Source organism: Kitasatospora sp. GP82 (assembly GCF_029892105.1).
In the GTDB taxonomy this organism is placed as follows: Bacteria; Actinomycetota; Actinomycetes; order Streptomycetales; family Streptomycetaceae; genus Kitasatospora.
Genome location: NZ_JARZAJ010000013.1, coordinates 1 through 26371, shown reverse-complemented (window position 1 = coordinate 26371; position 26371 = coordinate 1). Strand labels below are relative to the sequence as shown.

Below are 26371 nucleotides of genomic sequence, written 5' to 3'. Positions count from 1 at the left end.
CCTTCCTTTCGACACCGGCGCGCCCTTCGGCCCGGGGCGGGGCTGCACACCTCGGGAGGGCAGGCCATGAGCTACCTGCTGACCGCGACCTGTGCCGTTCCGGCCGCCGGTGCGGTGCTCACCGCCGCGCTTCCGGCCGGGTCCTCTCAGGGCCGCCGCCGTACCACCAAGGGCATCGCGCTGGCCGTCTCGGCGGCCACCCTGGCGCTGACGGCCGCCGTTGCCGCCGGCTTCGAGCCGGGCGGTGCGCGCTACCAACTCACCGAGTCCCACAGCTGGATCCGCTCCTTCGGGATCAACTTCTCGCTCGGCGTGGACGGCATCTCGGCCGTGCTCGCACTGCTCACCGCCGTGCTGGTGCCGATCGTGATGCTGGCCTCCTGGCACGACGCGGACCCGATCAGGAACCCCGACGGCACCTTCGAGAACGTCCGGCGCACCCAGGGCTTCTTCGCCCTGGTCCTGGCCGTCGAGGCGATGGTGCTGGTCTCCTTCCTGGCGACCGACATCTTCGTCTTCTACGTCTTCTTCGAAGCCATGCTGATCCCGATGTACTTCCTGATCGGCGGCTTCGGCGACCGCGCGGGCGGCCCGGACTCCGGTGCCCAACGCTCGTACGCCGCAGTCAAGTTCCTGCTCTACAACCTGCTCGGCGGCCTGGTCATGCTGGCCGCGGTGATCGGCCTTTACGTGATCGCGCAGAACCAGGGCCAGGCCACCTTCGACCTGCCGACCCTCACCGGCGCCATCGCCGACGGCAAGCTGGTCATCGACCCGACCGCCGAGAAGGTGCTCTTCCTGGGCTTCTTCTTCGCCTTCGCCGTCAAGGCCCCGCTCTGGCCGCTGCACACCTGGCTGCCGAACGCGATGGGCGAGGCCACCGCCGGAACCGCCGTACTGATCACGGCAGTCGTCGACAAGGTCGGCACCTTCGCGATGCTGCGGTTCTGCCTGGGCCTCTTCCCGGGCGCCTCGCGCACCTTCGGTCCGTACATCCTGGTGCTCTCGTTGATCGGGATCGTCTACGGCGCGCTGCTGGCGATCGGCCAGAAGGACATCAAGCGGCTGGTGGCCTACGCCTCGATCTCGCACTTCGGCTTCATCATCATGGGCATCTTCGCCTTCACCAGCCAGGGACAGACCGGTGCCACCCTCTACATGGTCAACCACGGCATCTCCACCGCCGCCTGGATGCTGGTCGCGGGCTTCCTGATCTCCCGTCGGGGCTCGCGGCTGATCTCGGACTTCGGCGGGGTGCAGAAGGTCGCGCCGGTGCTGGCCGGGACCTTCCTGATCGGCGGACTGGCGACACTCTCGCTGCCGGGGATGGCGCCGTTCGTCAGCGAGTTCCTGGTCCTGGTCGGCACCTTCTCCAAGTACCCGGTGATCGGCATCGCCGCCACCTTCGGCATCGTGCTCGCCGCGCTGTACGCGCTGCTGCTCTACCAGCGCACCATGACAGGACCGGTCAAGGCCGGGATCGAGGGCATGGCCGACCTCAAGGTGCGCGAACTGCTGGTGGTCGCGCCGCTGGTGGCACTGACGCTGTTCCTCGGCGTCTACCCCAAGCCGCTCACCGATCTCGTCAACCCGGCGGTGGACGCCACGCTCTCCCAGGTCCACCAGACCGACCCGGCACCGGCCCACCCGGTCGCCGCCACCACCGGAGGTGAGCACAAGTGAGCCACTGGCTTGCCGCCGCTGGCGGCAACAGTCCCAGCATCCCGGCCCCGCACATCGAATACGGCCAGCTCTCCCCGATGCTGCTGGTCTTCGGCGCCGCGCTCGTGGGCATCCTGGTCGAGGCCTTCCTGCCCCGGCGCCTGCGCTACGGCACCCAGGTGACGATCTCGCTGCTCGGACTCGCCGGCTCCTTCGCCGCCGTGGTGGTGCTCGCCGCCCAGGGGCACGCCACCACCAAGTCGGGGCTGCTCGCCATGGGGGCGGTGGCCATCGACGGTCCGGCGCTCTTCCTCCAGGGCGTCATCCTGCTCTCCGCCGTGGTGGCCGTCCTGACCTACGCCGAGCGCCGTCTGGAGCCTCAGCTCAACGGCCATGGCGTGGACGCCTTCGCGGCCCAGGGCGCGTCCGTCCCCGGCGGCGAGCAGGAGCGGCAGGCGACCAAGGCCGGGCTCACCACCACCGAGGTCTTCCCGCTCACCCTGTTCGCGGTCGGCGGCATGCTGCTCTTCCCGGCGGCGAACGACCTGCTGACGATGTTCGTGGCGCTGGAGGTCCTCTCCCTCCCGCTCTACCTGCTCTGCGCGCTGGCCCGGCGCCGCCGGCTGCTCTCCCAGGAGGCAGCGGTCAAGTACTTCCTGCTCGGTGCCTTCGCCTCGGCGTTCTTCCTCTTCGGCACCGCGCTGCTGTACGGCTACGCGGGCAGCGTCCGGCTCAGCGACATCGCCGACGTGGTGTCAGGGGTCGCCCCCATGACCCCGGCGCTGGCCGTCACCACCCAGAACGACGCACTGCTGCTGATCGGCCTGGCGATGATCTCGGTCGGCCTGCTGTTCAAGGTCGGCGCGGTGCCGTTCCACTCCTGGACCCCGGACGTCTACCAGGGCGCGCCGACGCCGGTCACCGGCTTCATGGCCGCTGCCACCAAGACGGCGGCCTTCGGAGCGTTCCTGCGCCTGTTCTACGTGGCCTTCCCCGGCCTCAAGTGGGACTGGCGGCCCGTCATGTGGGGTGTGGCGATCCTCACCATGGTGGTCGGTGCCATCCTGGCCGTCACCCAGCAGGACGTGAAGCGGCTGCTGGCGTACTCCTCGATCGCACACGCCGGGTTCATCCTCACCGGTGTGATCGCCACCAACCGGCAGGGCCTGGGCGCGGTGCTCTTCTACCTGCTCGCGTACTCCTTCGTCACCCTCGGCGCCTTCGCGGTGGTGACACTGGTGCGCGACTCCAAGGGCGAGGCCACCCACCTGTCCAGCTGGGCCGGGCTCGGACGGCGCTCGCCGCTGGTGGCGGCGGTCTTCGCGCTCTTCCTGCTCTCCTTCGCCGGCATCCCGCTTACCAGCGGATTCACCGGGAAGTTCGCGGTCTTCCAGGCCGCGGCGGCGGGCGGGGCGACCCCGCTGGTGATCGTGGGTGTGCTGAGCTCCGCCATCGCGGCGTTCTTCTACATCCGGGTCATCGTGCTGATGTTCTTCTCCGACCCGAAGACCGGCGGCCCGGCCGTGGCCGTGCCCAGCCCGCTGACCGCCACCGCGATCGGCCTCGGCGTGCTGGTCACCCTCGTCCTCGGCCTCGCACCGCAGTACTTCCTGGACCTCGCGAGCAAGGCGTCGTTCTTCGCCCGCTAGTGCCATACCGCCTGACGCACCACCCGTCCGGGGCCCGCCGCAGACCGCAGTGGGCCCCGGACCCGCACGCCCGTGCAGTGATCCACTCGCGACCGGATACCCTCCTTGTAGGCCAGCGGCGGCACTCAGGGACCAGGCCGCTAGATCGACCAGGGACAGGAGTGGTCTTCGTGACCGTCGTCGGGCCCTTCGGGCTGACCGTGCAGGACCGCGATCTGACCCGCGACGTCCAGGCCGGTATGGACGCCGTGGAACGGGCGCTGACCGAGACGGTCAAGAGCGACGTACCGTTCATCACGGTTACCGCCAGCCACCTGATCCAGGCCGGCGGCAAGCGCTTCCGCCCCCTGCTGGTCATGCTGGCCGCGCAGTTCGGCGACCCGTACGCGCCCGGAGTCGTGCCCTCCGCCGTGGTCGTGGAGCTCACCCACCTCGCCACCCTGTACCACGACGACGTGATGGACGAGGCCCCCGTTCGCCGGGGCGCCCCCAGCGCCAACTCCCGCTGGGACAACTCCGTCGCCATCCTCACCGGCGACTTCCTCTTCTCCCGCGCCTCCCAGGTGCTCTCCGAACTCGGCCCCGAGGCCGTCCGGATCCAGGCCGACGCCTTCGAACGACTCGTCACCGGCCAGATCCTGGAGACCGCGGGCCCCCGCCCGGGCGACGACCCGCTCCAGCACTACCTCGACGTCATCGCGGGCAAGACCGGCTCGCTGATCGCCGTCTCCGGCCGCTTCGGCGCACTGATGGCAGGCGCCGAGGAGTGGATCGTCGAGATCCTCACCCAGTACGGCGAGCGGATGGGCACCGCCTTCCAGCTCGCGGACGACGTCCTCGACATCGCCAGCGACAGCCACGAGTCCGGCAAGACCCCCGGCACCGATCTGCGGGAGGGTGTGCCCACCCTGCCGATCCTGCTGCTCCAGCAGATGCCGGTGGACGAGTCCGACCCGCTGGACGCCCGGCTGCGGGAGCTGCTCCAGCTCGACCTCTCCGAGGACGACGAGCTGCACGGCGAGGCACTGCGGCTGCTCCGTCGGCACCCCGCGCTGGAGCGCGCCCGCCGCGAGACCCTCCGCTACGCGGAAGAGGCCCGAGCCCTGCTGGCCCCCCTCCCCGACTGCCCCGCCAAGGATGCCCTCCAGGGCCTCTGCGACGCAGTAGCCATCCGCACCATGTAACCCCCCGGGCCCCCGAGTGGATGCCCGTAAGCCCTCGCGCGCCTGAAAGCCCCCGTGCGTCCGCCGGCCTCCGTGGTCCTGGAGCCCTGCCCGCAGGGCTGCCGCAGGGGGGAGACTGGGCGGCCCGATCTTCCGATCTGAAGGGTCCACCGCCATGCTGCGCGTCGTCATTGCCGAGGACTCGGTACTCCTGCGGGAGGGGCTGACCCGGCTGCTCACCGACCGTGGTCTGGAGGTCGTCGCCGGTGTCGGTGACGGTGAGGCGCTGCTTCGCACCATCCACGAGCTGGCGGCCGCCGCCGCGCTGCCCGACGCGGTGGTCGCCGACGTCCGGATGCCCCCGACCCACACCGACGAGGGTGTCCGTGCCTGTGTGACGCTGCGCGGGCTTTACCCGGACCTGGGTGTGCTGGTGCTGTCCCAGTACGTCGAGGAGCGCTATGCGAGCGAGCTGCTGGCCGGTTCCACCCGGGGTGTGGGCTATCTGCTGAAGGACCGGGTCGCCGACGTCCGGGAGTTCGTGGACGCGGTGGTGCGGGTCGCCGGCGGCGGCACGGCGCTGGACCCGGAGGTGGTGCAGCAGCTGCTGAGCCGAAGCCGCAGGAGCGACGTCCTGGAGGGCCTGACCCCGCGCGAGCGGGAGGTGCTCGGCCTGATGGCGGAGGGCAGGACCAACGCGGCGGTCGCCAAGCAGCTGGTGGTCTCGGACGGCGCAGTCGAGAAGCACGTCAGCAATATCTTCCAGAAGCTGGGCCTGGCGCAGAGCCCCGAGGACCACCGCCGGGTGCTGGCCGTACTCACCTACCTCAACTCCTGAAGAGTAATCTTGATCTTGTAGGGCGCACAGGCCCCGGCCGGGCAACTGCCCGACGGGGGCAGCCGAGTTGCCGATGACGGCCAAGTGAGCGCCACACATCGGAACGTTACGGCTCGGTCAAACCTTGGTCAGCTTAGGATGCATTTTGGTGCACCAGGCGGACGGGGCACACGGCTCACGCCCGCTGCTGGTGCTCCACGAGGAGGTCTGCGGTAGTGACCAGCCAGGTCGATCAGTCAGAGGCAGTGGGCGGCTCGGACGGCGAGGGCCAGGGGGCAGCCCCACCGCCCTCGGGTGGGCGGTCACGTCCTGCGAAGCCGATCCGGCGGCTGGACCGGGTGATCATCCGGTTCGCCGGTGACTCGGGTGACGGTATGCAGCTCACCGGTGACCGATTCACCTCGGAGACGGCCTCGTTCGGCAACGACCTCTCCACACTGCCGAACTTCCCGGCCGAGATCCGGGCGCCTGCCGGGACCTTGCCAGGCGTCTCCAGCTTCCAGCTGCACTTTGCCGACCACGACATCCTGACTCCCGGCGACGCCCCGAACGTGCTGGTCGCGATGAACCCGGCCGCACTCAAGGCCAACCTGCCGGATCTGCCGCGCGGCGCGGAGATCATCGTCAACACCGACGAGTTCACCAAGCGCGCCCTGGCCAAGGTCGGCTACGCGGCGGATCCGCTCGCCGACAAGTCGCTGGAGGCGTACCACCTGCACAAGGTGCCGCTGACCACGCTGACCCTGGAGGCCCTCAAGGAGAGCGGCCTGGCCCGCAAGGACGCCGAGCGGGCGAAGAACATGTTCGCGCTCGGCCTGCTCTCCTGGATGTACCACCGGCCGACCCACGGCACCGAGACCTTCCTGCGCCAGAAGTTCGCCAAGAAGCCGGAGATCGCCGAGGCCAATATCAGCGCCTTCCGCGCGGGCTGGAACTTCGGCGAGACCACCGAGAGCTTCGCCGTCTCGTACGAGATCTCACCTGCCGAGCTGCCCGCCGGGACGTACCGGAACATCTCCGGCAACCTGGCGCTCTCCTACGGTCTGATCGCCGCTTCCCAGCGCTCCGGACTGCCGCTCTTCCTGGGCTCGTACCCGATCACCCCGGCCTCGGACATCCTGCACGAGCTGAGCAAGCACAAGAACTTCGGCGTGCGCACCTTCCAGGCCGAGGACGAGATCGCCGGGATCGGCGCCGCGCTCGGGGCGGCCTTCGGCGGTGCGCTCGGGGTCACCACCACCTCGGGCCCCGGTGTGGCGCTCAAGTCGGAGACCATCGGGCTCGCCGTCTCGCTCGAACTGCCGCTGCTGGTGGTCGACATCCAGCGCGGCGGCCCCTCCACGGGTCTGCCGACCAAGACCGAGCAGGCCGACCTGCTGCAGGCGATGTTCGGCCGCAACGGCGAGGCTCCGGTGCCGATCGTGGCCCCCTCGACCCCGGCCGACTGCTTCGACGCCGCCCTGGAGGCCGCCCGGATCGCCGTCACCTACCGCACCCCGGTGATGCTGCTCTCCGACGGCTACCTGGCCAACGGCTCCGAGCCGTGGCGGATCCCCGAGGTCGAGGAACTCCCCGACCTGCGGGCGGAGTTCGCCACCGGTCCGAACCACACCCTGGAGGACGGCAGCGAGGTCTTCTGGCCGTACAAGCGCGACCCGCAGACCCTGGCCCGCCCGTGGGCGATCCCCGGCACCCCCGGCCTTGAGCACCGGATCGGCGGAATCGAGAAGCAGGACGGCACCGGGAACATCTCCTACGACCCGGCCAACCACGACTTCATGGTCCGCACCCGGAAGTCCAAGGTGGACGGAATCACCGTGCCACCGCTGGAGGTTGACGATCCGAGCGGTGAGGCGCGGGTGCTGGTGATCGGCTGGGGCTCGACCTACGGGCCGATCACCGCGGCCGTCCGGCGGGTCAGGGCCGACGGCGGCAAGGTCGCCCAGGCGCACCTGCGGAACCTGAACCCCTTCCCCGCCAACCTCGGTGCGGTACTGAAGGCGTACGACCGGGTCATCGTGCCCGAGATGAACCTGGGCCAGCTGGCCCTGCTGCTGCGCGCCAGGTACCTGGTGGACGCCCAGTCCTACAACCAGGTGCGCGGACTGCCTTTCAAGGCGGCCCAGTTGGCGGATGTGCTGTTCGCGGCGATCGGAACACTCGAAGGGGATGAGCAGAATGACTGAGGCCTTCCGTTCGCTGAAGCTGGTACCCAAGGCCGAATCGCCGCAGAGCGCCAAGGAGTTCAAGACGGACCAGGAGGTCCGCTGGTGCCCGGGCTGCGGTGACTACGCGATCCTGGCCGCCGTGCAGTCCTTCATGCCCGAGCTCGGTATCCGCAGGGAGAACACCGTCTTCGTCTCCGGGATCGGCTGCTCCTCCCGCTTCCCGTACTACATGAACACCTACGGGATGCACTCCATCCACGGCCGCGCCCCGGCGATCGCCACCGGCCTGGCCGCCTCCCGGCCCGACCTGAGCGTCTGGGTCGTCACCGGCGACGGCGACGCGCTCTCGATCGGGGGCAACCACCTGATCCACGCGCTGCGCCGGAACGTCAACCTGAAGATCCTGCTGTTCAACAACCGGATCTACGGGCTGACCAAGGGCCAGTACTCGCCCACCAGTGAGGTCGGCAAGATCACCAAGTCCACGCCGATGGGCTCACTGGACGCGCCGTTCAACCCGCTCTCACTGGCCGTCGGCGCCGAGGCGAGCTTCGTCGCCCGGACCATCGACTCCGACCGGCAGCACCTGCAGTCCGTGCTGCGGGCCGCCGCCGAGCACGAGGGCACGGCGCTGGTGGAGATCTACCAGAACTGCAACATCTTCAACGACGGCGCCTTCGAGGTCCTCAAGGACCCGAACACCCGGGACGAGGCGCTGATCCGCCTTGAGCACGGGCAGCCGATGGTCTTCGCCGGCCAGGGCGTCTTCCGGGGCGCGGACGGTGAGCTGCACGTCGCCGAGGTCACCGAGGCCAACCGGTCCGAGGTGCTGGTGCACGACGTCCACCACCCCAGCGCCGCGCGGGCGTTCGCACTCACCCGGATCGCCGACGCGGACACCCTGCACCACACGCCCATCGGCGTCCTGCGGGACGTCCGGCGGCCGGTGTACGACACGCTGATGGCCGATCAGCTGGAGCAGGCCGCATCCGCCAAGGGCGCGGGCGACCTCGCCGGCCTGCTGACCGGCGCGGACACCTGGACGGTTTCATAACCTTCAGCGGTCAGCCGGGAGCTCCTTCGGAGGGCAGTCGGGAAGCTGTACAGGGGCGCGGGGCTCTGCTCGATCAACTGCATGCGCGAACAACCGTGCACCCTGGTAGAGGGCTGGTCGAGCAGAGCCCCGCGCCCCTTTGGTGGCCGCATGGTCGCTCGCTGAGGAAAGGTGCTCCTGTCAGTCGGTGATCCGGAGCAGAATCGGGTTGGTCAGTGCGGCCATCTGGCCCCATGGGAGGTCCGGGCCCATGGAGTTGCCCTGACCGGGTGTGCCGTCGGCCCTCGGGTGGCGTACTTCCGCCCGGACGTACGTGGCCAGGGAGGCGGTGGTGCGCCAGGTGACGGTGCCGCTGCCGGAGGCGGGCAGCGACTCCTGGTGCAACTGGCCCTCGTCGGTGAGGAGCCGCACCGTCCCGTTCGGCACGCCGGAGACGTCCAGCCGGACGTCCACCGGTGCGTCGGCCGGTACGGCCAGCTGCTCGCCGATGCCCGCCCGGCGGCCGTGCCCGGTGGCGGTGAAGCCCAGCTGGACGGCGGCGGACTCGGCGAGCCAACTGCGCCCGGCACGAAGCCCGTCGAGGATGTGCATCCGGCTCAGGTCGTCCGCCAGCACCACGTTGTGCGGCAGGCCGACGACCTGCGGGGCGCTGTGCGCATCGCTGTTGCCCATGGCGGGCAGCCAGGAGCGTCCGTGCCGCAGGTCCTCGGCGAGGCGGGAGTCCCAGGCGTCGACGGCGGACTCGTCGTCGTACGTCCACGGGCCGTTCCAGACCTCGACCGCATCCGCGCCCTCGTACCCGAACTTCCACTGGCAGGCCACGTACGGGCAGTACGGGTGTGCGGGCACCACCAGGCCGCCGGCACCGTGGACCTGGCGGACGAAGCGCGGATAGGCGTCGTCGCGGGAGCGGTAGCGCCAGTCGATCCACTCGCCGGGCCGGATGCCGAGGGCGAGCCAGTGGCCGTTGCGGGTGGTGACCTCCTCGCCGGTGATGATCAGCAGGTCCGGTCCTGCCAGCGGACCCCAGATGCCGTGCGAGGCCGAGGTGTTGTGGTCGGTGCTGACCATGAAGTCGAGTCCCGCAGTGCGGGCGCCCGCCGCGACCTCCGCCGGGAGGCGGCGGCCGTCGGAGTAGACGGTGTGCAGATGGCAGTCGCCGCGGTACCAGGCCCGGCCACGCCCACGGGCCCGCTCCGGCGGGTAGACGGGCGTGAACTCCGGCCCCGGGTCGCCGAATCGCAGCGTCACCTCGACCCGGTAGTCCAGGCCCTGCGGCGCCACCTGGTACGGGCCCAGAACCACATGCCAGGTCCCCGGCCGGATCGGCCCCGGCAGATAGCCCGGGGTGGCCGAACCCCGGCTGATCGCGAACGAGGTCCGGAAGCCGCCCGACCACCCTCGGAAGCCGGGGCCGCCGAGGCCGGTACCGCGCTCGTCGAAGATGCCGATGTCGCAGGAGTTGCCCGGGGTGCCCGGTGGCACGGCGGGCCTGTCGTAGCTGTACGAGACGGCGATCTCCCGTACGCCGAAAGGTACTTCGACCGGCAGGTGGACGAAGTCGGCCGCCCCGGTGGGGAGATGGCCGGTGACCACCTGGGTCCGCTCGCCGCCGTCGGCGGCGGCCGCGAAGGTGGCCGGAGCGAGGGTCACCGCGGCCGCTGCCCCGGCGGTCAGACCGGCCTGGAGCAGGCGTCGACGACCTGGCAGGTCGGGCGAAGTGCTGTCGTGCCGGCAGTTCTCGTCGGCGCACACGGTGTCCTCCCGGGCTCGCGCGGGTCGGTCGCGGCTGTGGGGTGCCGACCCGTCGCAGGGCTTCTCCCCCCGTGCGGTTAACCGCCGATGAGCCGGAACCGGCCGGGGCGGGGACGGTGGACGTCGACAGGGGGATGCGTCGGCCCGGGGCGGCTTCAGGCCTGCGGGCCGAGGCGTTCGGCGGCGGAGGCCATTCCGAGCCAGGTGTGCGGGTTGCCCTCCCAGCACCAGCCCAGTTTCGGTGCGCCCTGGCTGATCCAGACGGCCGGGACGCGGCGGTCGCCGCAGCGTGAACCGCCCAGCGAGAAGCACTTGTTCTTGGCCAGCGCGGTCGGGTGCTGGGTGACGAAGGAGATGCCCTCCTCCATGGTGAGCAGCAGTCGCCTGCGCTCGGCGATCACCGCCATGGCGTCCTTGGGTATCGCGCCGCAGAACTCCTCGCCGCGCTCGACGTCCAGCAGCAGGTAGAGCGGCGAGGCGGGCATCGCCGCCTCCTCCAGTGGCTCGAAGCGCTCCAGGTCGCCCGGTGCGTAGTGGCGGTCGATGATCCCGGGCTTGGCCTTCCCGGCCAGTGCGGTGAGCGGCACCGCCCGTTCCAGCGGCGCCAGTTGGCGCGTCACCACCAGGAGGAAGGGCGCCCGGCCCTGCTCCGGCTCCGCCATCGCGCCGCCCCGCGCCACGACCTGTGCGCGCAGCTCTGCCAGCGGCCCGGCGGGCAGCGGCGGGTAGTCCTTCTCGGTCAGCGTCTGCACCTGGCGGTCGAACTCGGTTCCCGGGTCGAAGGTCAAAGTCGCCGTGTCCTCTCCTCGTGAAATCTCCGTACGCCGTACACTATACACAGTACGGAGTTTTTGCATGGAAAGATTTCCGTATGGCCACGGACCGCAGCAGCGCAGGAGATCCCGCGCGCACCCTCGCGCTGCTCTGGGGGGAGTCGCAGCCCAAGACCACCCGCCGAGGCCCCAGGCAGGCCCGCTCCAGCGCCGAAATCGCCGCCACCGCCGTCGCCGTGGCCGATGCCGAGGGCATCGAAGCCGTCACCATGCGCCGGGTCGCCCAGGATCTCGGCCTCTCGCCGATGGCGCTCTACACCTACGTCCCGGGCAAGGCCGAACTCCTCGACCTGATGCTGGACACCCTCTACGGCACCATGCCGCGCACCGCTCCCGCCGACAGCGGCTGGCGAGCCCGGGTCGCCGCCGTCGCCGAGGACAACCGGGCCCTGTACGCCGCGCACCCGTGGATCGCCGCCGTCTCCACCAGCCGCCCGCCGCTCGGCCCCGGCCTGATGGCCAAGTACGAGTACGAGCTGCGCGCCCTCGAAAGTCTCGGCCTCACCGACGTCGAGATGGACTCGGCCCTCACCCACCTGCTCGGCTTCGTCCAGAGCTGCGCCCGGATGGCCGCCGACGAGCGGGCCGCCGAGCAGGACAGCGCGCTGAACGACCGGCAGTGGTGGGAGCGCAACGCCGACCTGCTCACCCGGGTCTTCGACGCCGACCGCTACCCGACGGCCGCCCGTGTCGGCACCGCGGCGGGCGAAGCGTACGGCGGCGCGTACAGCCCGGCGCACGCCTACGAGTTCGGGCTGCAACGGGTGCTCGACGGGCTGGCCGCGCTGATCGACGCGCGCTGAGCGCGAACCGCGCCGCTGCCGTCACCGCGACCCGGCAGTTGACGGTCCGACCGTCAGGCCGGCCTCCGGATCACCGGAGCTCCACCGCACGGCGTCGTCGAAGCACTCCCGCGTCGAGGCACCGAGCTCCGCGCCGTCACCGAACTCGGAGTCCGGGGCGAAGAACCCGCGACCGGGAACGTCCTGCTGCAGCAGCTCCCGGCTCCACCAGTGCGCCCACTGCACCGACGCCTCGGGGCCGGCCAAGTGGGCAAGGCCCGCCTTGCCGCGCTCCACGACCGGTAGGCCGAAGGCGCCCCCCGGGCGGCGCATGGCGGGCGTCTGCGGAGCGGGCGACAGGCAATGTCATGACCAAAATATGGGAACGGAGATGACAGCTGCGCTTCCGCCCGCTACGGTCGGCACGAGACAAGCGCGCGTGGAGGGCAGGCCGGGCATGGCAGAGGGATCCCAGAACGAGGCCGGCCGGGGGTTCTGGTTCGGCTTCGCCGCGTACGGAATATGGGGGCTGTTCCCGCTCTACTGGCCGCTGTTGGAGCCCAGTGGGGCCGCGGAGATCCTCGCCAACCGGATGACCTGGTCGCTGGTGGCCGTCCTGCTGATCCTGCTGGTGCAGCGCCGCTGGGCCTGGATCCGGCCGCTGCTGGCCCAACCCCGAAGGCTGGCGCTCTCGGTGGCGGCCGCAGCGGTGATCTCGGTCAACTGGGGCGTCTACATCTGGGGAGTGAACTCCGGGCACGTCGTGGAGACCAGCCTCGGGTACTTCGTCAACCCCCTGGTGACCATCGCCTTCGGTGTCCTGGTGCTGCGCGAACGGCTGCGCTCCGCGCAGTGGACGGCGGTCGGCATCGGCGTGCTGGCGGTGGTCGTGCTCACCGCCGCGTACGGGCGTCCGCCGTGGATCGCGCTCACCCTGGCGCTCTCCTTCGCGACCTACGGACTCCTGAAGAAGCTGGTCGCGCTCGGCGGACTGGAGAGCTTCGCGCTGGAGAGCGCCGCGATGTTCCCGCTGGCGGCGGGCTACCTCGTCTACCTCGCCGTCCAGGGCAGGACCACCCTCGGGCACACGGGTGCCGACTACGGCTGGGGACACACGGGGCTGCTGATGCTCAGTGGAGTGGTGACCGCGATTCCGCTGCTCTGCTTCGGCGCGGCCGCCCTGCGGGTGCCGCTCACCACGCTCGGCCTGCTCCAGTACCTGGCACCGCTGTTCCAGTTCCTGCTGGGAGTCACCGTCTTCCACGAGTCGATGCCCCCGGCCCGCTGGGCGGGCTTCGCCCTGGTCTGGGTGGCGCTCGCGCTGCTCACCTACGACGCGCTGCGCAACCTGCGCAAGTCCCGCTCGGCCGTCGCGGCGGCGGCGCCCGGCGGCGTTGCGGCCGGCCCTGCGGAAGAGGTCCCGGCTGCTGTCCGCAGCAGCTGAGCAAGGCTGCTTCGGCATTGGGAAGACAATGGGCTGATCCTTCAAAATGCCTGGCCCGGCGGGTGATTGCGCGTGCGGCGCAGGGCGACGGTCGACCGCCGGGGCCGGGACTCCTCCGTGTGAAATCTCCTCGTCGGATCGCCTCACGCGTGTCCGTCTCCTGCTAACGTCCGGGATGCCGTACCCATCCCGAAGGGGCCGCAGGAGGGGTTGCGATGGTCCAGCTCACGGGGCAGTTCGCCAGGCCGTTCCGGCGCGCCGCGCTCGCCTCAGGCAGGACGGTGCGGGTGCTCGCCGTGCGGCGCGAGCTGGACGCCGCCGAGACCGGTGAGCTGCTCCTCACCGCCGGGACGGGCGGCGGCCCGATGGCCATCCAGTGGCGGCGGCACGGACGTCCGGCCCTCGCCCTGAAGCCCCCCTACCGGCTGGACCGGGTGGAGCTCAGGGGGTCGCACCGGGCCCGGCTGTACGGCCTGACGGCCGGGGTCCGGCTGGTCTGCCCGGACTGGTCCCCGCTCTTCCTGATCGCCCCGACCCAACTGCCACTGCTCGCCTGCGCCGTGGCAACCTCCCGAGCCACCGCCAGCCCCTGACCCCGCGCCCCTGTGTGGTTCGCCCCTGCCCTGGGGCGGCGGTCAGGCGGTGATGTCCCTGCTGCTGAAGCGGGCCCAGGCGGCCGAGCCGAAGACTGCGACGTAGAGGGACTGGAGGCCGAGGTTCTGGAGGACGTTGTCCCAGTGCATCGGCATCCGCAGCAGATCGCCGAAGCTCAGCCACCGGTGGGTGAACAGGAACGGCTGGATCGCGTGCAGCTGCGGGAAGCTGTCCAGGATCTGCACCGTGATCACCAGAACGACGGTGGTCGCCATCGCGGCGATCCCGCTGCCGGTCAGCGTCGAGATGAACAGCCCGATCGCCACCAGCCCGGCCAGCGAGGCGGCCACCACCCCGGCCACCAGGACGGCGCGCAGCAGCGCCGCACCCAGACCGATGGTGTCGCCCGACAGCAGCGTCACCTCGCCGAGCGGGAACAGCGCCGCACCCGTCGCGACCGCGGCCGCCACCACCGACAGCGTCGCGGCCAGGCAGAACACCAGCCCGGCCGTGAACTTGGCCGCCAGCAGCCGCGTCCGCCCCGCCGGGGCGACCAGCAGATAGCGCAGGGTCCCGGTGGCGGCCTCGCCCGCGATCGAGTCACCGGCCACCACGCCCACCGTCATCGGCAGGAACACCGGCAGCGCGACCGCCAGTGAAGTGAACACCAGGAACAGCCCGTTCTGCGTCACCTGGGCGATGAAGGCCGGACCTTGGCCGCCCGAGGCGCCGTCGGTCTGGATCTTCACCACCACTCCGATCAGCACCGGCAGCACCGCCAGGATGCCGAGCAGCGCGATCGTCCTGGTCCGGCGGAAGGTGAGCACCAGCTCGCTGCGGAACAGCGCCGCAAAGCCCGCAGCCGTCTGCGCCCTCGGGGCCGCCGCGGCCCCGGCCGTGCGGGCCGTCGGCGTCGTGCCGGCCTCCAGTGCCTCAGCCTGCGACATCGAAACCCTCCCCGGTCAGTGCCACGAAGGCGTCCTCCAGCGTGCCCCGCTCCAGGCCGAAGCCGTGCACCCGTACTCCGGCCGAGACCAGTGCCGCGCACAGCCTCGGCAGCGACTCCTCGTCGAGCGCCGTGGCGATGCCGTCCACCCTCGCCTCGTCCGCGCGCAGATCGGTCACCCGATGTTTCGTCAGCACATCGGTGGCCGCGACGACGTCGGGGGTGCGCACCACGAGCCGGCCCTGTGCGCGGCTCGCCAGCTCGGCGACCGTGCCCTGCACCACGAGCCGTCCCTTGGACATCACCGCCGCGTGCGTGCAGACCTGTTCGATCTCGTCCAGCAGGTGCGAGGAGAGGAACACGGTGGTGCCGTCCGCCGCCACCTCGCGGATCAGCGCGCGGATCTCCCGCATGCCCTGCGGGTCCAGGCCGTTGGTCGGCTCGTCCAGTACCAGCAGCTCGCGCGGCTGAAGCAGGGCCGAGGCCAGACCGAGGCGCTGCTTCATACCGAGCGAGTACGCCCGCGCCTTCTTGCTCGCGGCCGCCGTCAGGCCGACCCGGTCCAGGGCCTCGGTGACCCGGTGTGCCCGGGTGCGCGGGTCGGAGGTGGGGTCGGCCGCGTCGAACCTGGCCAGGTTGTCCCGCCCGGACAGGAAGCCGTACAGGGCCGGGCCCTCGATCAGCGCGCCGACCCGGGGCAGTACCGAGCCCACCGACTGCGGCATGGGTGCGCCGAGCACCGTCGCGACACCGGCGGACGGGGCGATCAGGCCCATCAGCATCCGGATCGTGGTGGTCTTGCCCGAGCCGTTCGGGCCGAGGAAGCCGAAGACGCTGCCCCGGGGGACCGTCAGGTCGAGCCCGTCCACCGCCAGCTGGCCGCCCCGGAACCGCTTGGTCAGCCCGCTGGTGCGGATCACGTCGTCCGGAGCGGCGGCGGGGGTCGGGCCGACAGCGTCGGCCCGACCCCGTACCTGCTCCGTGTCGGGAGCAGTCGTCACTACTTCACCCCGGCCGCAGTCTGCAGGACCTGCGGGGTGACGGCGCCGGCGAAGACCCGGCCGTCGTCGGTGATCAGCACATTGAGCACCTTGGTGCTGATCAGCGAGCCGCCGTTGACCGGCTTCCCGAGCGCCTTGGCGAAGCCCGCCGCGTCCTGCGGGACCGGGCTCCTGCCGTGCTTGCCCTCGGCGGCGGGGGAGACCTGGCCGCCGGGCAGCTTGCCGGACAGCACCGCCGTCCAGCCCTCGCCGACGACATTGAAGCCGTCGGGCTTCGCGTGCGGCGCGGCACCCTCGTGCTGCTTCTGCGCGGCGGCGTCGTCCGCCCGGCGCTCCGTCACCTTCGCGCCCTTGGGGGCCTTGAAGTCGAAGGTCTTGGCGTCCGGCTTGGCGAAGGACACCGAGCTGAAGTGCACGTCCAGCACCTTGCCGCCGTCGGCCGACTTCACCAGCACCGCCAGCGGCACACCGTTGTCGGCGTCCACCGAGACGCGCACCTCGCCGATCGTGGAGCCGGACTGCTTGGGCTTCACACTCAGCTGGTACGCCTTCTGCCCGGCCACCGTCGCCGTGCCGTCCACCGTGACCGAGGTGGTCGCGGCGCTCTGGCCCAGGAAGAGCTTCGCCGCCGCCTGCGGGGTGGTCGGCGCACCGGTGAGCGGGGCCTTGGCCCGCTCACCGTGCTGCGCGGCGCCCTGCGGGGCCGTCAGGTGCAGCGCCTGGTTGGTGCTGCTGTCCCAGGCCCAGACCTGCTGGCCGTTGTGCACCAGTTCGTAGCCGGAGAGGCCCCCGATCAGGCCGATCCGCTGCCGGTCCGGGCCGTCAATCGCGACCTGCAGGGTGTGCTCGCCGCCGAGCAGCTGCGTCAGCTTGGCCGTCGGATCCGCGCTGCCGCGACCCGAGCCTCCCGCGCCACCGCCGTGGGCGCCGCTGCCGAAGGCCCCACCGGCCGCACCCAGCAGCTGCGCGGGCACACCCAGATCCGCGGACACCTGAACTGTGCCCGACAGCGCCTGGGTGTCCGAACCGAGCGCCTTCGCGACCAGCTGCTCCGCCGTCACCGACGGCAGGCTCGGTGCGGAGTCGCTGGCCAGCGCGGGCACCAGCCCGATCCCCGTCGCCGCCACCGCGATCACACCGACGGGCACCAGTACGCGCAGCGCGGTCCGCCGCCGCGGCCGGTAGGGGAGGTCCTGCTCCACCATGACGTCCAACCCTCCGTAGTACTCAACTGTCCTGCCCCTCCATTAGAAACCTCGGCCACTCGTTCGGGCATCGCTCTTCAGGGCCACATCCGTGTACGTCTCCCGGCGCAAGCAACCCTGATGCCGCCTCAGGGTTGCCTCCTCCGATCGGAGGAAAGCTGGGTATCGTCACCCCATGGCCGCAACCGACGCCCCACACCCCTCACCGACCGTCACCTCGATGCGGCGTGCGCTGCGCCGCGCCCGGGACGGCGTCGCCCTGGACGTCGCCGAGGCGGCGGTGCTGCTCCAGGCGAGAGGGGACGACCTGCGCGATCTCTGTGCCACTGCCGCGCGGGTCCGGGACGCGGGTCTGGTGGAGGCCGGGCGGCCCGGGACGATCACGTACTCCAAGAGCGTCTTCATCCCGCTCACCCGGCTCTGCCGCGACAAGTGCCACTACTGCACCTTCGTCACCGTCCCCGGCAAGCTGCGCAAGGCGGGGCACGGGATGTTCCTGTCGCCCGACGAGGTGCTGGAGATCGCCCGGCAGGGCGCGGCGCTGGGCTGCAAGGAGGCCCTGTTCACGCTCGGCGACCGCCCCGAGGACCGCTGGCCCGAGGCCCGAGAGTGGCTCGACGCGCACGGCTACGACGACACCCTGGCCTATGTGCGCGCGATGTCGATCCGGGTCCTGGAGGAGACCGGTCTGCTGCCGCACCTCAACCCCGGTGTGCTGAGCTGGACGGAGTTCCAGCGGCTCAAGCCGGTCGCGGCGTCGATGGGCATGATGCTGGAGACCACCGCCACCCGTCTGTGGTCCGAGCCGGGCGGCCCGCACTACGGCTCGCCGGACAAGGAACCGGCCGTCCGGCTGCGGGTGCTGGAGGACGCCGGGCGCAGCTCCGTCCCGTTCACCACCGGGGTGCTGATCGGTATCGGCGAGACGTACGAGGAGCGGGCGGACGCGCTGTTCGCGATCCGCCGGATCGCCCGGCAGTACCGCGGCATCCAGGAGGTGATCGTGCAGAACTTCCGGGCCAAGCCGGACACCGCGATGCGGGCGATGCCCGACGCCGAGCTGGAGGAGCTGGCCGCCGTGATCGCCGTCACCCGACTGCTCCTCGGCCCCTCCGCCCGTGTCCAGGCACCGCCCAACCTGGTGGACAGCGAGTACGAGCTGATCATCAGCGCCGGCATCGACGACTGGGGCGGGGTCTCGCCGGTGACGCCGGACCATGTCAACCCCGAGCGCCCCTGGCCGCAGATCGAGGAACTGGCCGAGCGGACCGCCGAGCAGGGCTTTGGGCTGAGCGAGCGACTCGCCGTCCACCCCGAGTACGTGCTGCACGGCGAGCCCTGGCTGGACCCGCGCATCCTGCCGCACATCGAGGCGCTCGCCGACCCGGCCACCGGCCTGGCCCGGGCGGACACCCGCCCGGTCGGCCTGCCCTGGCAGGAGCCCGAGGACCTGCCCGCCTCCTCCGGCCGCACCGAGCTGCACCGCACCATCGACACCGAGGGCCGCACCGGTGACCGCCGCGCCGACTTCGAGGACGTGTACGGCGACTGGGAGGCCCTGCGTGAGCAGGTCGCGTCAACTCCCGTGGAGCGCCCCACTGCCCCCGAACGTCTGGCAGGCAGTGTGCGGGAGGCGCTGAACGTCGCCGCCGACGACCCGACCGGGCTGACGGACGAGCAGGCACTGGCACTCTTCCACGCCGACGGACCGGCCCTGGACGCGCTGTGCCGGATCGCCGACGACGTCCGCCGCTCGGTGGTCGGCGACGACGTCACCTACTGCGTCACCCGGAACATCAACTTCACCAACGTCTGCTACACCGGCTGCCGCTTCTGCGCCTTCGCACAGCGCCGTACCGACGCCGACGCGTACACCCTCTCGCTGGAGCAGGTCGCCGACCGGGCCGCCCAGGCGTGGCAGGTCGGCGCCACCGAGGTCTGCATGCAGGGCGGTATCCACCCCGACCTGCCGGGCACCGCGTACTTCGACATCGCGCGGGCGGTGAAGGAGCGGGTGCCGGGTATCCATGTGCACGCCTTCTCGCCGATGGAGGTCGTCAACGGGGCCACCAGGACCGGTCTTTCGATCCGCGAGTGGCTCCAGCAGGCCAAGGAGGCCGGGCTGGACTCCATCCCCGGCACGGCAGCGGAGATCCTCGACGACGAGGTCCGCTGGGTGCTCACCAAGGGCAAGCTGCCCGCCGCCACCTGGGTCGAAGTGGTCAGCACCGCCCATGAGCTGGGCATCCGCTCCTCGTCCACCATGATGTACGGGCATGTCGACACCCCGGCGCACTGGCTCGGCCATCTGCGCCTGCTCGCGGAGATCCAGCAGCGCTCCCTCGAATTCAACAGCGGTGGTGGCTTCACGGAGTTCGTGACCCTGCCGTTCATCCACACCAACGCGCCGGTCTACCTGGCGGGCATCGCCAGGCCGGGGCCGACCATGCGGGACAACCGGGCGGTCACCGCGATGGCCCGGCTGCTGCTGCACACCCATATCCCCAACATCCAGACCAGCTGGGTGAAGCTGGGCGCGGAGGGCGCCGCCGAGATGCTCCGCTCGGGCGCCAACGACCTCGGCGGCACGCTGATGGAGGAGACCATCTCCCGGATGGCGGGTTCCGCGTACGGAAGTTACAAGTCCATCCGTGATCTGGAGGCCATCGCCGAGGCCGCCGGCCGCCCGTCCCGCCAGCGCACCACCACCTACGGCGAGGTGCCCGCCGAACGCCGCGCCGCGGCGCTGGCGTCCGACGGGCACCTGCCGGAGCTGCTGCCGGTCCTGGAGTAACCGCAGGACGGGCCCGGGCCGTACGCGGGCCCGGCGGGCGGTCGCGGCCGCCGGAGAGCACGGGCGGCATCAATCCGTCGGCGATCCGGTGTTCCTTCAGCAGGGCCGAATCGACACCGTATTCGACTAAAGTGCGGGGGCGCTCGAAGCCGTCCGGCGAGCGCGGATCCTTCGGCCGGAGCCTGCCGGGCCCGGCAGGCGGCCGACGAGCCGACCGACGAAAGGTGCCGCCCCGTGTTGCCACTCTGGTCCCGCGCGCAGCAACAGGACTTCCGTAGCCGCGTCCGGGGCTGTCTCCTCGGCGGGGCGATCGGTGACGCGCTCGGTGCGGGTATCGAGTTCGACTCGCTGGGGAAGATCCGCGCCGCGCACGGCCCACAGGGAGTGACGGGATACGTGCCCGCGTACGGGCGGCGCGGGGCCGTCACCGACGACACCCAGATGGTGCTCTTCACCGTGGACGGCCTGGTCCGGGCGCACATCCGCCGTGACGGCGGCTCCTGGCACCCGCCCACCGACGTCCACCGCGCCTACCTGCGCTGGGCCGCCACCCAGAGCGCCTGGGGCCCGGACGAGCGCACCGCCGACCTCGGCTGGCTGGGCCGCCAGGAGTGGCTCTACGCCCAGCGGGCGCCGGGCCAGGCCTGCCTGAGCGGGCTGACCGGGCCGGACGCCGAGCGGCTCGGCACCCTGGACGCGCCGCGCAACCCGCACTCCAAGGGCTGCGGCACGGTGATGCGTGCCGCGCCGTTCGGACTGCTGGTGGCCTGGGAGCCCGGGCTGGTCTTCCAACTGGCCGTCGAGTGCTCGGTCCTGACCCACGGCCACCCCACCGGCTACCTCTCCGCCGGGGCGCTCGCGGTGATCGTCCACACGGCGGCCCGTGGCGGCACCCTGGAGGAGGGGGTGCACCTGGCGCTGGCGCTGCTCTCCGAGCGCCCCGCGCACGAGGAGACCACCGCCGCCCTGCGCGCGGCCCTGGACGCCGTACGTGCCGGGGAGCCCTCGGCGGAGCGGGTGGAGTCGCTGGGCGAGGGCTGGGTGGCCGAGGAGGCACTGGCCATCGGGCTCTACTGCGCGCTGGTGGCGCACGATCTGCGGTCCGGGCTGCTGCTGGCGGTCAACCACTCCGGCGACAGCGACTCCACCGGGGCGATCTGCGGCAATCTGCTGGGCGCCGTGCACGGGGAGAGTGCCCTGCCGCCCGCGCTGCTGGCCGAGTTGGAGGGCCGGGGGACGATCCTGGAGCTGGCCGACGACTTCGTCCTCGAACTGCTGCACGGCCAGGAACTCCACGGACCCGAACTGCCCGCCGCCGACGGGGCGGTGTGGACCGAGCGCTATCCGGTGTGAGACACGGCGGTGCCCGCCGCGTCCGTACGCGGCGGGCACCCGGACCGACGGACGGTGCCGCTCAGACCTCGCCGAACGCGCCGGTGCCGGCGGCTGCCGCGAAGGCGGCCCAGGCCGCCCTGGAGAAGTGCAGCTGAGGGCCCTCGGGGTCCTTGGAGTCGCGGACGGCGATGGTCGCGGTAGACGGCACGGCGATCTCGATGCAAGCGCCGTTGCCGCCGCTGTGGCTGCTCTTGCGCCAGGTGAGCTTGCCCGTGGTCGTGGTGGTCATTGCTTGAGCTCCTCTGCATAGTTCTGTATCAGAGACCGGCTGTCCGCCACACTGAGCGCTGCTGCCCGCAGGTGGTCGTAGAGATTGGTATAGCGGCGTACGTCGGCGTCCTTCTCCAGGTAGAGATCACTCGTCACTCCTTCGAAGTAGACGACCGTCGAATCCGCTGACTCGGGGAACTCCAGCAGGGAGAATGTCCCGGTCATGCCGGGATGCGCGCCGTGCTGGAACGGGATCACCTGGAGGTTGATGTTCGGCCGCTCGCTCAGCAGGAGCAGCTGGAAGAGCTGATCCGACATCACCTCGCGCCCGCCCACCTCCCGTTTGAGCACCGCCTCGTCTATCACCACCCAGAGGCTGGGGAGCTGGTTCTCCCCGTATATCCGGCTCTGCCGTTTGAGCCGGACGTCCACCCTGCGCTTGACGGCGGTGGTGTCGGTGTCGGGCTGGGTGCCCTGGACGACAGCCTCGGCGTACTCGCGGGTCTGCAGCAGACCGGGCACGAAGGAGGACTCGTAGGCCCGGATCGAGGAGGCCTCGGCCTCCAGGCCGATGTACACGCTGTAGGGGATGTCGCCGAACTCGTGCCACCAGCCGCGCTGCCGGGACTCCCTGGCCATTTCCATCAGCCCGGCCCGCACCCGCTCGTCGGCCACCTCGTAGACCTCGCACAGGTCGCGGACGTCACGCTGGCTGATGCTGCGTCGGCCGTTCTCCAAGCGACTGATCTTGGACTGGGAGACCATCAGGCGGCCGGCCACCTCCTCGGCCGTCATGCCTCGCAGCTCGCGCAGGCGCCGTAGTTCGGCGCCGAGCCGTCGTCGCCGAACTGTGGGATTGATGCTGGCGGACACATCGACCTCCGGCCGGACCTCTGGCACGCCCATGAACGTCGCGCCTCGGAACACTGTGGAAATTGGTACCAACCCCCCCTGACTTGAAGCAGCATGTCATCTCGGCTCAGGACGGCGCCGGGGAATCACAGCAGCGCACTAGAGCAGATCATCGGAAAAGCGCTTAATTGGGATCACCCCTCTTGCGCCCGACGCGCCGAACCGATATAGGCGGCTCGGCCTCCGGAGCGCCGCCTTCGGGTACGCCACAGTGCGGGGAGCACGCGGTATCGGCCGGGAAAAGGCTGTGGGGCGGCCCGTCCGGCAGCTGGGTGCCGGGCGGACCGCCCCACATGTGCGTGATCACCGCTCCTAGACCCGGCGTGCGCCGTTCATCGCGCGCCCACCCGCGCCGCGACGCTCCGGCCGCCTGCCGGAGTCCGGGGCGCCGCCGGGCGCCCGGCGGCTGCTGCCCGTCCGTTCGCCGAGGTGCGGTTCGCCTGGGCGGGCAGGCCGTTCTGTACGTCCACCACCGCGTGCGCGACCATCCCGCCGAGCGGGTCGTACCGGATCAGGTCGCGCAGGCGTGACCTTGAGGACCTTCCCTCGTTGCCCGGGTAGAGGTGCTTCCCCAGGCCGACGGCGTGCGCCAGTGCGGCCAGTGCGGCCGTCCTGGGGTCCGGCGGCACGCCGGTGCGGATGGCGGTGTCCAGACGTTGCTTGATGGCGGCGTTCATACAGTCGTCCGACGCCTGATAGCGCGTCGTCGGCAGCACACCGCACACCTGGCCGGGCACCGCCGTCACCATGCCGCACCGTTCCAGGTGCGCCAGGTACGTCTGACGGAGCCCTAACCGGGGGCCGCCTATCCAGTGCGCGGCCCGCACCGGACTGCCGCGACGGCGCAGCAGTTCCAGCGCATGGTCCAGGGTCGGGTCACCGGTCGGCCGTGGCAGCACCACGGCGATCCGGTCCCCGTCCGGGACTATCCTTCCGGCCAGGGACAGCTCGACGAGCTGTGCCCCGGCGAGTCCGAGGTCGAGGGTCTGCGGCTGCGCCGTGGTACCCGTGGTCGGGTCCAAGGCGAGCAGCAGGAGTTCCTCGGGAATTGTTCTGCGGCTCTTGCCCATCCAAGCCTCCCCGCGTGGATGAATGACAGAGTGACGCCTCTCACAGTGGCTTGTCGAGTACGCCTCCGAATCGTGACCTTGGCCGGGCAGGCTGGAACCGGCCACCACGGGCCTCGCGTCTGACACTCCAACTGGCCGCAGGCGAGTCCGGCGGGGAGAATAACGGCCGGTCGGGCGGGGTTTGGCGGTCGGAATGGCCGTCAGTGGCGGAGACTGTACAGCGGCAGAGGCGCGGCGAGAAGCCGTACTAAATCAGGTCGGCCCGGGGACGGGCCGGCACGGGCTCGGGTCGGCGGTGGGCCGGGCGGACGAGGAGGATGGGTTACGTGGGCGAGTCCCCCGACAAGGTGCGCAGCGGCGGGGAAGCGGAGGAGGCCGCGTCCGAGCGGTCGGCCGCGAAGACCGATGCCGGGGCCAAGGCCGAGCCCGAAGCCGATGTCGCGGCCGGTGCCGAAACCGGCGCCAAGGCCGGTGCCGAATCCGGCGCCAAGGCCGGTGTCGAATCCGGCGCCAAGGCCGGTGTCGAATCCGGCGCCAAGGCCGGTGTCGAATCCGGCGCCAAGGCCGGCGCCAAGGCCGGTGCCGAACCCGGTGCCGAATCCGGCGTCAAGGGCGACGTCAAGACCGGTGTCGAGGCCGGGAAGGGCGGCTCCACGGTTCAGTTGAGGGTCCGCGATGTGGACAGCAAGACCACGATGCTCCGCCTCCCGGTGGACAACAGGACCACCGCGCTCCGGCTCCCGGACGAGTTCCGTGCCGCCTCGGCGGACTCGGCGGCCCCGAAGTCCGCCAAGGCGTCGGTGAAGAGCGAGGATCCCGCCGAGGACACCGCCGACCGGAAGGACGCCGACGCCACCGACAGCACTGACGCCACCGACAAGGACACGGCCGAGGACGTTGCCGAGGCGACGGCGAAGCCGGTTGCGGCCGATCCGCGTCTCGCCATGCGGGACGGCCGGGAGGCGGCCGGCGCGGCGCTGAAGGAGTCCTCGAAGGAGCCGGAGGACTCGAAGGGCCTCAAGGATTCGGGCAGCCCCGAGGCTGCGGAGTCCGCCGAGGCCGCTGAGGTCACTGAGGCTGCGGAGGCCGCTGACGTCACGGCGTCCGAGGTGACCGTGGAGACCGTCAGGCCCGCGAGGACGAACGGGAAGAAGAAGGAGAGCACGAAGCCCTCCGCCGGGACGGTCCCCGAGCCCGGGCCCGAGCCCACCCCCGAACCTGAGCCGACGCCGGAACCTGAGCCAAGGCCGGAACCGGAGCCAAAGCCGACCCCGGCCCCCCGCCCCGTGCCCGTACCGGCGCCGATCCCGGCGCCCAAGCCGCTGCCGATCCCGGACCCGGCTCCCGTGCCGCCGCCCGCTCCGCTGCCGCTGCCGACCCCGGAGACCACCTCCGAGGCGATGGAGGTGCTGGCCGCGCTCAGCCGCCGTCCGGTCACCCCGCTGCAACGGGCCGTCAAGCGGATCACGATCTGGACGGTCTTCCTGGCCGTTGTACTCGGCGTCCTCGTGACCGGCCAGCTGCTGCGACCCCTGCCGGACCCGAAGGCCAAGCTCTCCCTCGCCGGCTCGTTCACCTTCAACGGCGACGCGCTCAACATCCCGTGGCCGACCAAGGGCCAGGCCACCGCCGAGGTGGTCGGTGTGGGCAGCCTCGGCAGTTCGGGTCAGGAGACCCCGGCGCCGATCGCCAGCGTCACCAAGGTGATGAACGCCTACATCGTCCTGCGCGACCACCCGCTGAAGAAGGGTGAGATGGGCCCCGTGCTCACGGTCGACAAGCAGGCCGCCTCGGAGTCCAGCGACGCCGACCAGTCCCGGGTCACCCTGACCGAGGGCCAGAAGCTGACCCAGTACGAGGCGCTGGAGATGCTGATGCTGCCGTCGGCGAACAACGTCGCCCGGCTGCTCGCCCGTTGGGACGCCGGCAGCGAGGAGGCGTTCGTCAAGAAGATGAACGACGAGGCCGCCAAGCTCGGAATGACCAACACCAGCTACGCCGACCCGGCCGGCTACAACGAGAAGACCACCAGCACCGCGAAGGACCAGCTGAAGCTGGCCGAGCAGGTCATGCAGAACGAGGTCTTCCAGCGGGTCGTCGCCACGCCGGACACCAACTTCAACGGCCAGCGGATCTACAACACCAACTACCTGCTCTCGCCGAAGAACGGTGTCATCGGCGTCAAGACCGGCTCCAGCACCCCCGCCGGTTCCTGCCTCATGTGGGCTGCGGTCAAGGAGATCGGCGGCACCAAGCGGCTGATCCTCGGTGTCACCCTCGGCCAGCCGCCGACGGCCACCGACAACATCCTCAAGGCCGCCCAGACCGTCAGCCAGAAGATCATCACCTCGGCCCAGAACGGCCTCACCGGTCAGACCCTCGCCAAGCAGGGCGATGTGGTCGGCTATGTGGACGACGGGCTCGGCGGCAAGGCTGCGGTCGTGGCGTCCAAGGACCTCACGGTGGCCGGCTGGTCCGGCGTCACCGCCAAGGTCACCCTGAACCCGGCCAAGGTCGGCCACACCGCCAAGGCCGGTACCGAGGTCGGCACCGTTTCCGCCGGTGAGGGCGACGGCAAGGTGGAGGTCCCGGTGACCCTGCAGTCCGGCCTCAACCCGCCGTCGATCATGTCGCGCCTGCTGCGCATCCTCTGACCGGCAGTCGTATCGGCACCCGGGTGGGGGGGCAGGCGCCAGGCGCCTGCCCCCCACCCGCTGTTGGGCGGAGCCGTCGGGTGGATTCACCCGAAAGAGGCTGCGGCGACTGTTGCTTGCAGCCGTTGCTCCCGGCTGCTACTTCCGGCCGGCGGTGAGTTGCTGGAGGCGGGATTCGACGCCCCAGGCGGTGACGCGCCAGAGGGCCTCGATGACGATGTTGCGGCTCATCTTGGAGGCGC

General features: G+C 71.0%; 21 protein-coding genes and 1 pseudogene. 12 read left to right on the top strand and 10 right to left on the bottom strand.

Annotation, left to right across the window (positions count from 1 at the left end; translation table 11 throughout):
- Window positions 1-66: 66 nt before the first annotated feature.
- The 6 genes from P3T39_RS15385 to P3T39_RS15360 all read left to right on the top strand — a co-directional run bounded on the left by P3T39_RS15385 (window position 67) and on the right by P3T39_RS15360 (window position 8534).
- Window positions 67-1683, top strand: a complete 1617-nt coding sequence (locus P3T39_RS15385) for an NADH-quinone oxidoreductase subunit M (RefSeq protein WP_280698132.1) — start codon at window positions 67-69, stop codon at window positions 1681-1683.
- Window positions 1680-3311: an NADH-quinone oxidoreductase subunit NuoN gene (gene nuoN / locus P3T39_RS15380; RefSeq protein WP_280698131.1), complete on the top strand. Its 1632-nt coding sequence runs from the start codon at window positions 1680-1682 to the stop codon at window positions 3309-3311. Before P3T39_RS15385 ends, nuoN begins: the two co-directional genes overlap by 4 nt.
- 170 nt (window positions 3312-3481) lie before the next feature.
- Window positions 3482-4495 (top strand): polyprenyl synthetase family protein, encoded by a 1014-nt coding sequence (locus P3T39_RS15375; RefSeq protein ID WP_280698130.1) that lies wholly within the window; start codon window positions 3482-3484, stop codon window positions 4493-4495.
- A gap of 154 nt (window positions 4496-4649) precedes the next feature.
- Complete coding sequence (locus tag P3T39_RS15370; protein WP_280698129.1) at window positions 4650-5312, top strand: response regulator transcription factor; 663 nt, start codon at window positions 4650-4652, stop codon at window positions 5310-5312.
- Window positions 5313-5527: 215 nt separating this feature from the next.
- The gene (locus P3T39_RS15365; protein WP_280698128.1) at window positions 5528-7498 is read left to right on the top strand and encodes a 2-oxoacid:acceptor oxidoreductase subunit alpha; all 1971 of its coding nucleotides are present in this window, start codon (window positions 5528-5530) and stop codon (window positions 7496-7498) included.
- Window positions 7491-8534: a 2-oxoacid:ferredoxin oxidoreductase subunit beta gene (locus P3T39_RS15360; protein ID WP_280698127.1), complete on the top strand. Its 1044-nt coding sequence runs from the start codon at window positions 7491-7493 to the stop codon at window positions 8532-8534. Before P3T39_RS15365 ends, P3T39_RS15360 begins: the two co-directional genes overlap by 8 nt.
- A gap of 180 nt (window positions 8535-8714) precedes the next feature.
- Here P3T39_RS15360 and P3T39_RS15355 read toward each other — a convergent pair whose 3' ends face one another.
- Together P3T39_RS15355 and P3T39_RS15350 are read right to left on the bottom strand one after the other, a co-directional pair.
- Window positions 8715-10187: a CehA/McbA family metallohydrolase gene (locus P3T39_RS15355; RefSeq protein WP_348534351.1), complete on the bottom strand. Its 1473-nt coding sequence runs from the start codon at window positions 10185-10187 to the stop codon at window positions 8715-8717.
- A 257-nt stretch (window positions 10188-10444) separates the two neighbouring features.
- On the bottom strand, window positions 10445-11041 hold the full coding sequence (locus P3T39_RS15350; protein WP_348534350.1) for a DUF5701 family protein: 597 nt from the start codon (window positions 11039-11041) through the stop codon (window positions 10445-10447).
- Between the two features lie 119 nt (window positions 11042-11160).
- Here P3T39_RS15350 and P3T39_RS15345 point away from each other — a divergent pair, with 119 nt between their 5' ends.
- Window positions 11161-11925, top strand: a complete 765-nt coding sequence (locus P3T39_RS15345; protein ID WP_280698125.1) for a TetR/AcrR family transcriptional regulator C-terminal domain-containing protein — start codon at window positions 11161-11163, stop codon at window positions 11923-11925.
- Window positions 11926-11946: 21 nt separating this feature from the next.
- Here the strand turns inward: P3T39_RS15345 and P3T39_RS15340 are convergent, their stop codons facing one another.
- On the bottom strand, window positions 11947-12237 hold the full coding sequence (locus P3T39_RS15340; protein WP_280698124.1) for a hypothetical protein: 291 nt from the start codon (window positions 12235-12237) through the stop codon (window positions 11947-11949).
- A 124-nt stretch (window positions 12238-12361) separates the two neighbouring features.
- Here P3T39_RS15340 and rarD point away from each other — a divergent pair, with 124 nt between their 5' ends.
- The gene (rarD, locus tag P3T39_RS15335; protein WP_280698123.1) at window positions 12362-13348 is read left to right on the top strand and encodes an EamA family transporter RarD; all 987 of its coding nucleotides are present in this window, start codon (window positions 12362-12364) and stop codon (window positions 13346-13348) included.
- Between the two features lie 215 nt (window positions 13349-13563).
- Window positions 13564-13941: a hypothetical protein gene (locus P3T39_RS15330; protein ID WP_280698122.1), complete on the top strand. Its 378-nt coding sequence runs from the start codon at window positions 13564-13566 to the stop codon at window positions 13939-13941.
- Between the two features lie 42 nt (window positions 13942-13983).
- Here the strand turns inward: P3T39_RS15330 and P3T39_RS15325 are convergent, their stop codons facing one another.
- From P3T39_RS15325 to P3T39_RS15315, 3 genes are all read right to left on the bottom strand, one after another.
- Window positions 13984-14889: an ABC transporter permease gene (locus P3T39_RS15325; RefSeq protein ID WP_280698121.1), complete on the bottom strand. Its 906-nt coding sequence runs from the start codon at window positions 14887-14889 to the stop codon at window positions 13984-13986.
- Window positions 14876-15808 carry an ABC transporter ATP-binding protein gene (locus P3T39_RS15320; protein ID WP_280698372.1) on the bottom strand — a complete coding sequence of 311 codons (933 nt, stop codon included), beginning with the start codon at window positions 15806-15808 and terminating at the stop codon, window positions 14876-14878. Before P3T39_RS15320 ends, P3T39_RS15325 begins: the two co-directional genes overlap by 14 nt.
- Window positions 15809-15888: 80 nt before the next feature.
- Window positions 15889-17094, bottom strand: coding sequence for a DUF2092 domain-containing protein (locus P3T39_RS15315; RefSeq protein WP_280698120.1), 1206 nt, complete (start codon window positions 17092-17094; stop codon window positions 15889-15891).
- A 175-nt stretch (window positions 17095-17269) separates the two neighbouring features.
- Between P3T39_RS15315 and P3T39_RS15310 the strand changes: the two genes are divergently transcribed.
- Together P3T39_RS15310 and P3T39_RS15305 are read left to right on the top strand one after the other, a co-directional pair.
- Entirely contained in the window at window positions 17270-19888 is a 2619-nt protein-coding gene (locus tag P3T39_RS15310; protein WP_280698119.1) for a bifunctional FO biosynthesis protein CofGH, read from the top strand.
- Between the two features lie 234 nt (window positions 19889-20122).
- Window positions 20123-21241: an ADP-ribosylglycohydrolase family protein gene (locus P3T39_RS15305; protein WP_280698118.1), complete on the top strand. Its 1119-nt coding sequence runs from the start codon at window positions 20123-20125 to the stop codon at window positions 21239-21241.
- 61 nt (window positions 21242-21302) lie between these two features.
- Here P3T39_RS15305 and P3T39_RS15300 read toward each other — a convergent pair whose 3' ends face one another.
- The 3 genes from P3T39_RS15300 to P3T39_RS15290 all read right to left on the bottom strand — a co-directional run bounded on the left by P3T39_RS15300 (window position 21303) and on the right by P3T39_RS15290 (window position 23475).
- Window positions 21303-21512 (bottom strand): DUF397 domain-containing protein, encoded by a 210-nt coding sequence (locus tag P3T39_RS15300; protein WP_280698117.1) that lies wholly within the window; start codon window positions 21510-21512, stop codon window positions 21303-21305.
- Window positions 21509-22366 carry a helix-turn-helix transcriptional regulator gene (locus P3T39_RS15295; RefSeq protein WP_280698116.1) on the bottom strand — a complete coding sequence of 286 codons (858 nt, stop codon included), beginning with the start codon at window positions 22364-22366 and terminating at the stop codon, window positions 21509-21511. The genes P3T39_RS15300 and P3T39_RS15295 overlap by 4 nt, the downstream gene beginning before the upstream one ends.
- 371 nt (window positions 22367-22737) lie before the next feature.
- Window positions 22738-23475, bottom strand: coding sequence for a GPP34 family phosphoprotein (locus P3T39_RS15290; protein ID WP_280698115.1), 738 nt, complete (start codon window positions 23473-23475; stop codon window positions 22738-22740).
- Window positions 23476-23801: 326 nt separating this feature from the next.
- On the opposite strand from P3T39_RS15290, the gene P3T39_RS15285 reads away from it, so the two are divergent.
- Window positions 23802-26129, top strand: coding sequence for a serine hydrolase (locus tag P3T39_RS15285; RefSeq protein ID WP_280698113.1), 2328 nt, complete (start codon window positions 23802-23804; stop codon window positions 26127-26129).
- Window positions 26130-26267: 138 nt separating this feature from the next.
- Here the strand turns inward: P3T39_RS15285 and P3T39_RS15280 are convergent.
- Window positions 26268-26371, bottom strand: a pseudogene (locus P3T39_RS15280) (dolichol-phosphate mannosyltransferase); the annotation flags it as partial.

Coding starts and splice junctions, on each gene's coding strand:
- P3T39_RS15385 (WP_280698132.1), top strand. CDS start 67: ATGAGCTACCTGCTGACCGCGACCTGTGCCGTTCCGGCCGCCGGTGCG.
- P3T39_RS15370 (WP_280698129.1), top strand. CDS start 4,650: ATGCTGCGCGTCGTCATTGCCGAGGACTCGGTACTCCTGCGGGAGGGG.
- P3T39_RS15360 (WP_280698127.1), top strand. CDS start 7,491: ATGACTGAGGCCTTCCGTTCGCTGAAGCTGGTACCCAAGGCCGAATCG.
- P3T39_RS15345 (WP_280698125.1), top strand. CDS start 11,161: ATGGCCACGGACCGCAGCAGCGCAGGAGATCCCGCGCGCACCCTCGCG.
- P3T39_RS15340 (WP_280698124.1), bottom strand. CDS start 12,237: ATGCGCCGCCCGGGGGGCGCCTTCGGCCTACCGGTCGTGGAGCGCGGC.
- rarD (WP_280698123.1), top strand. CDS start 12,362: ATGGCAGAGGGATCCCAGAACGAGGCCGGCCGGGGGTTCTGGTTCGGC.
- P3T39_RS15330 (WP_280698122.1), top strand. CDS start 13,564: ATGGTCCAGCTCACGGGGCAGTTCGCCAGGCCGTTCCGGCGCGCCGCG.
- P3T39_RS15325 (WP_280698121.1), bottom strand. CDS start 14,889: ATGTCGCAGGCTGAGGCACTGGAGGCCGGCACGACGCCGACGGCCCGC.
- P3T39_RS15315 (WP_280698120.1), bottom strand. CDS start 17,094: ATGGTGGAGCAGGACCTCCCCTACCGGCCGCGGCGGCGGACCGCGCTG.
- P3T39_RS15310 (WP_280698119.1), top strand. CDS start 17,270: ATGGCCGCAACCGACGCCCCACACCCCTCACCGACCGTCACCTCGATG.
- P3T39_RS15300 (WP_280698117.1), bottom strand. CDS start 21,512: ATGACCACCACGACCACGGGCAAGCTCACCTGGCGCAAGAGCAGCCAC.
- P3T39_RS15290 (WP_280698115.1), bottom strand. CDS start 23,475: ATGGGCAAGAGCCGCAGAACAATTCCCGAGGAACTCCTGCTGCTCGCC.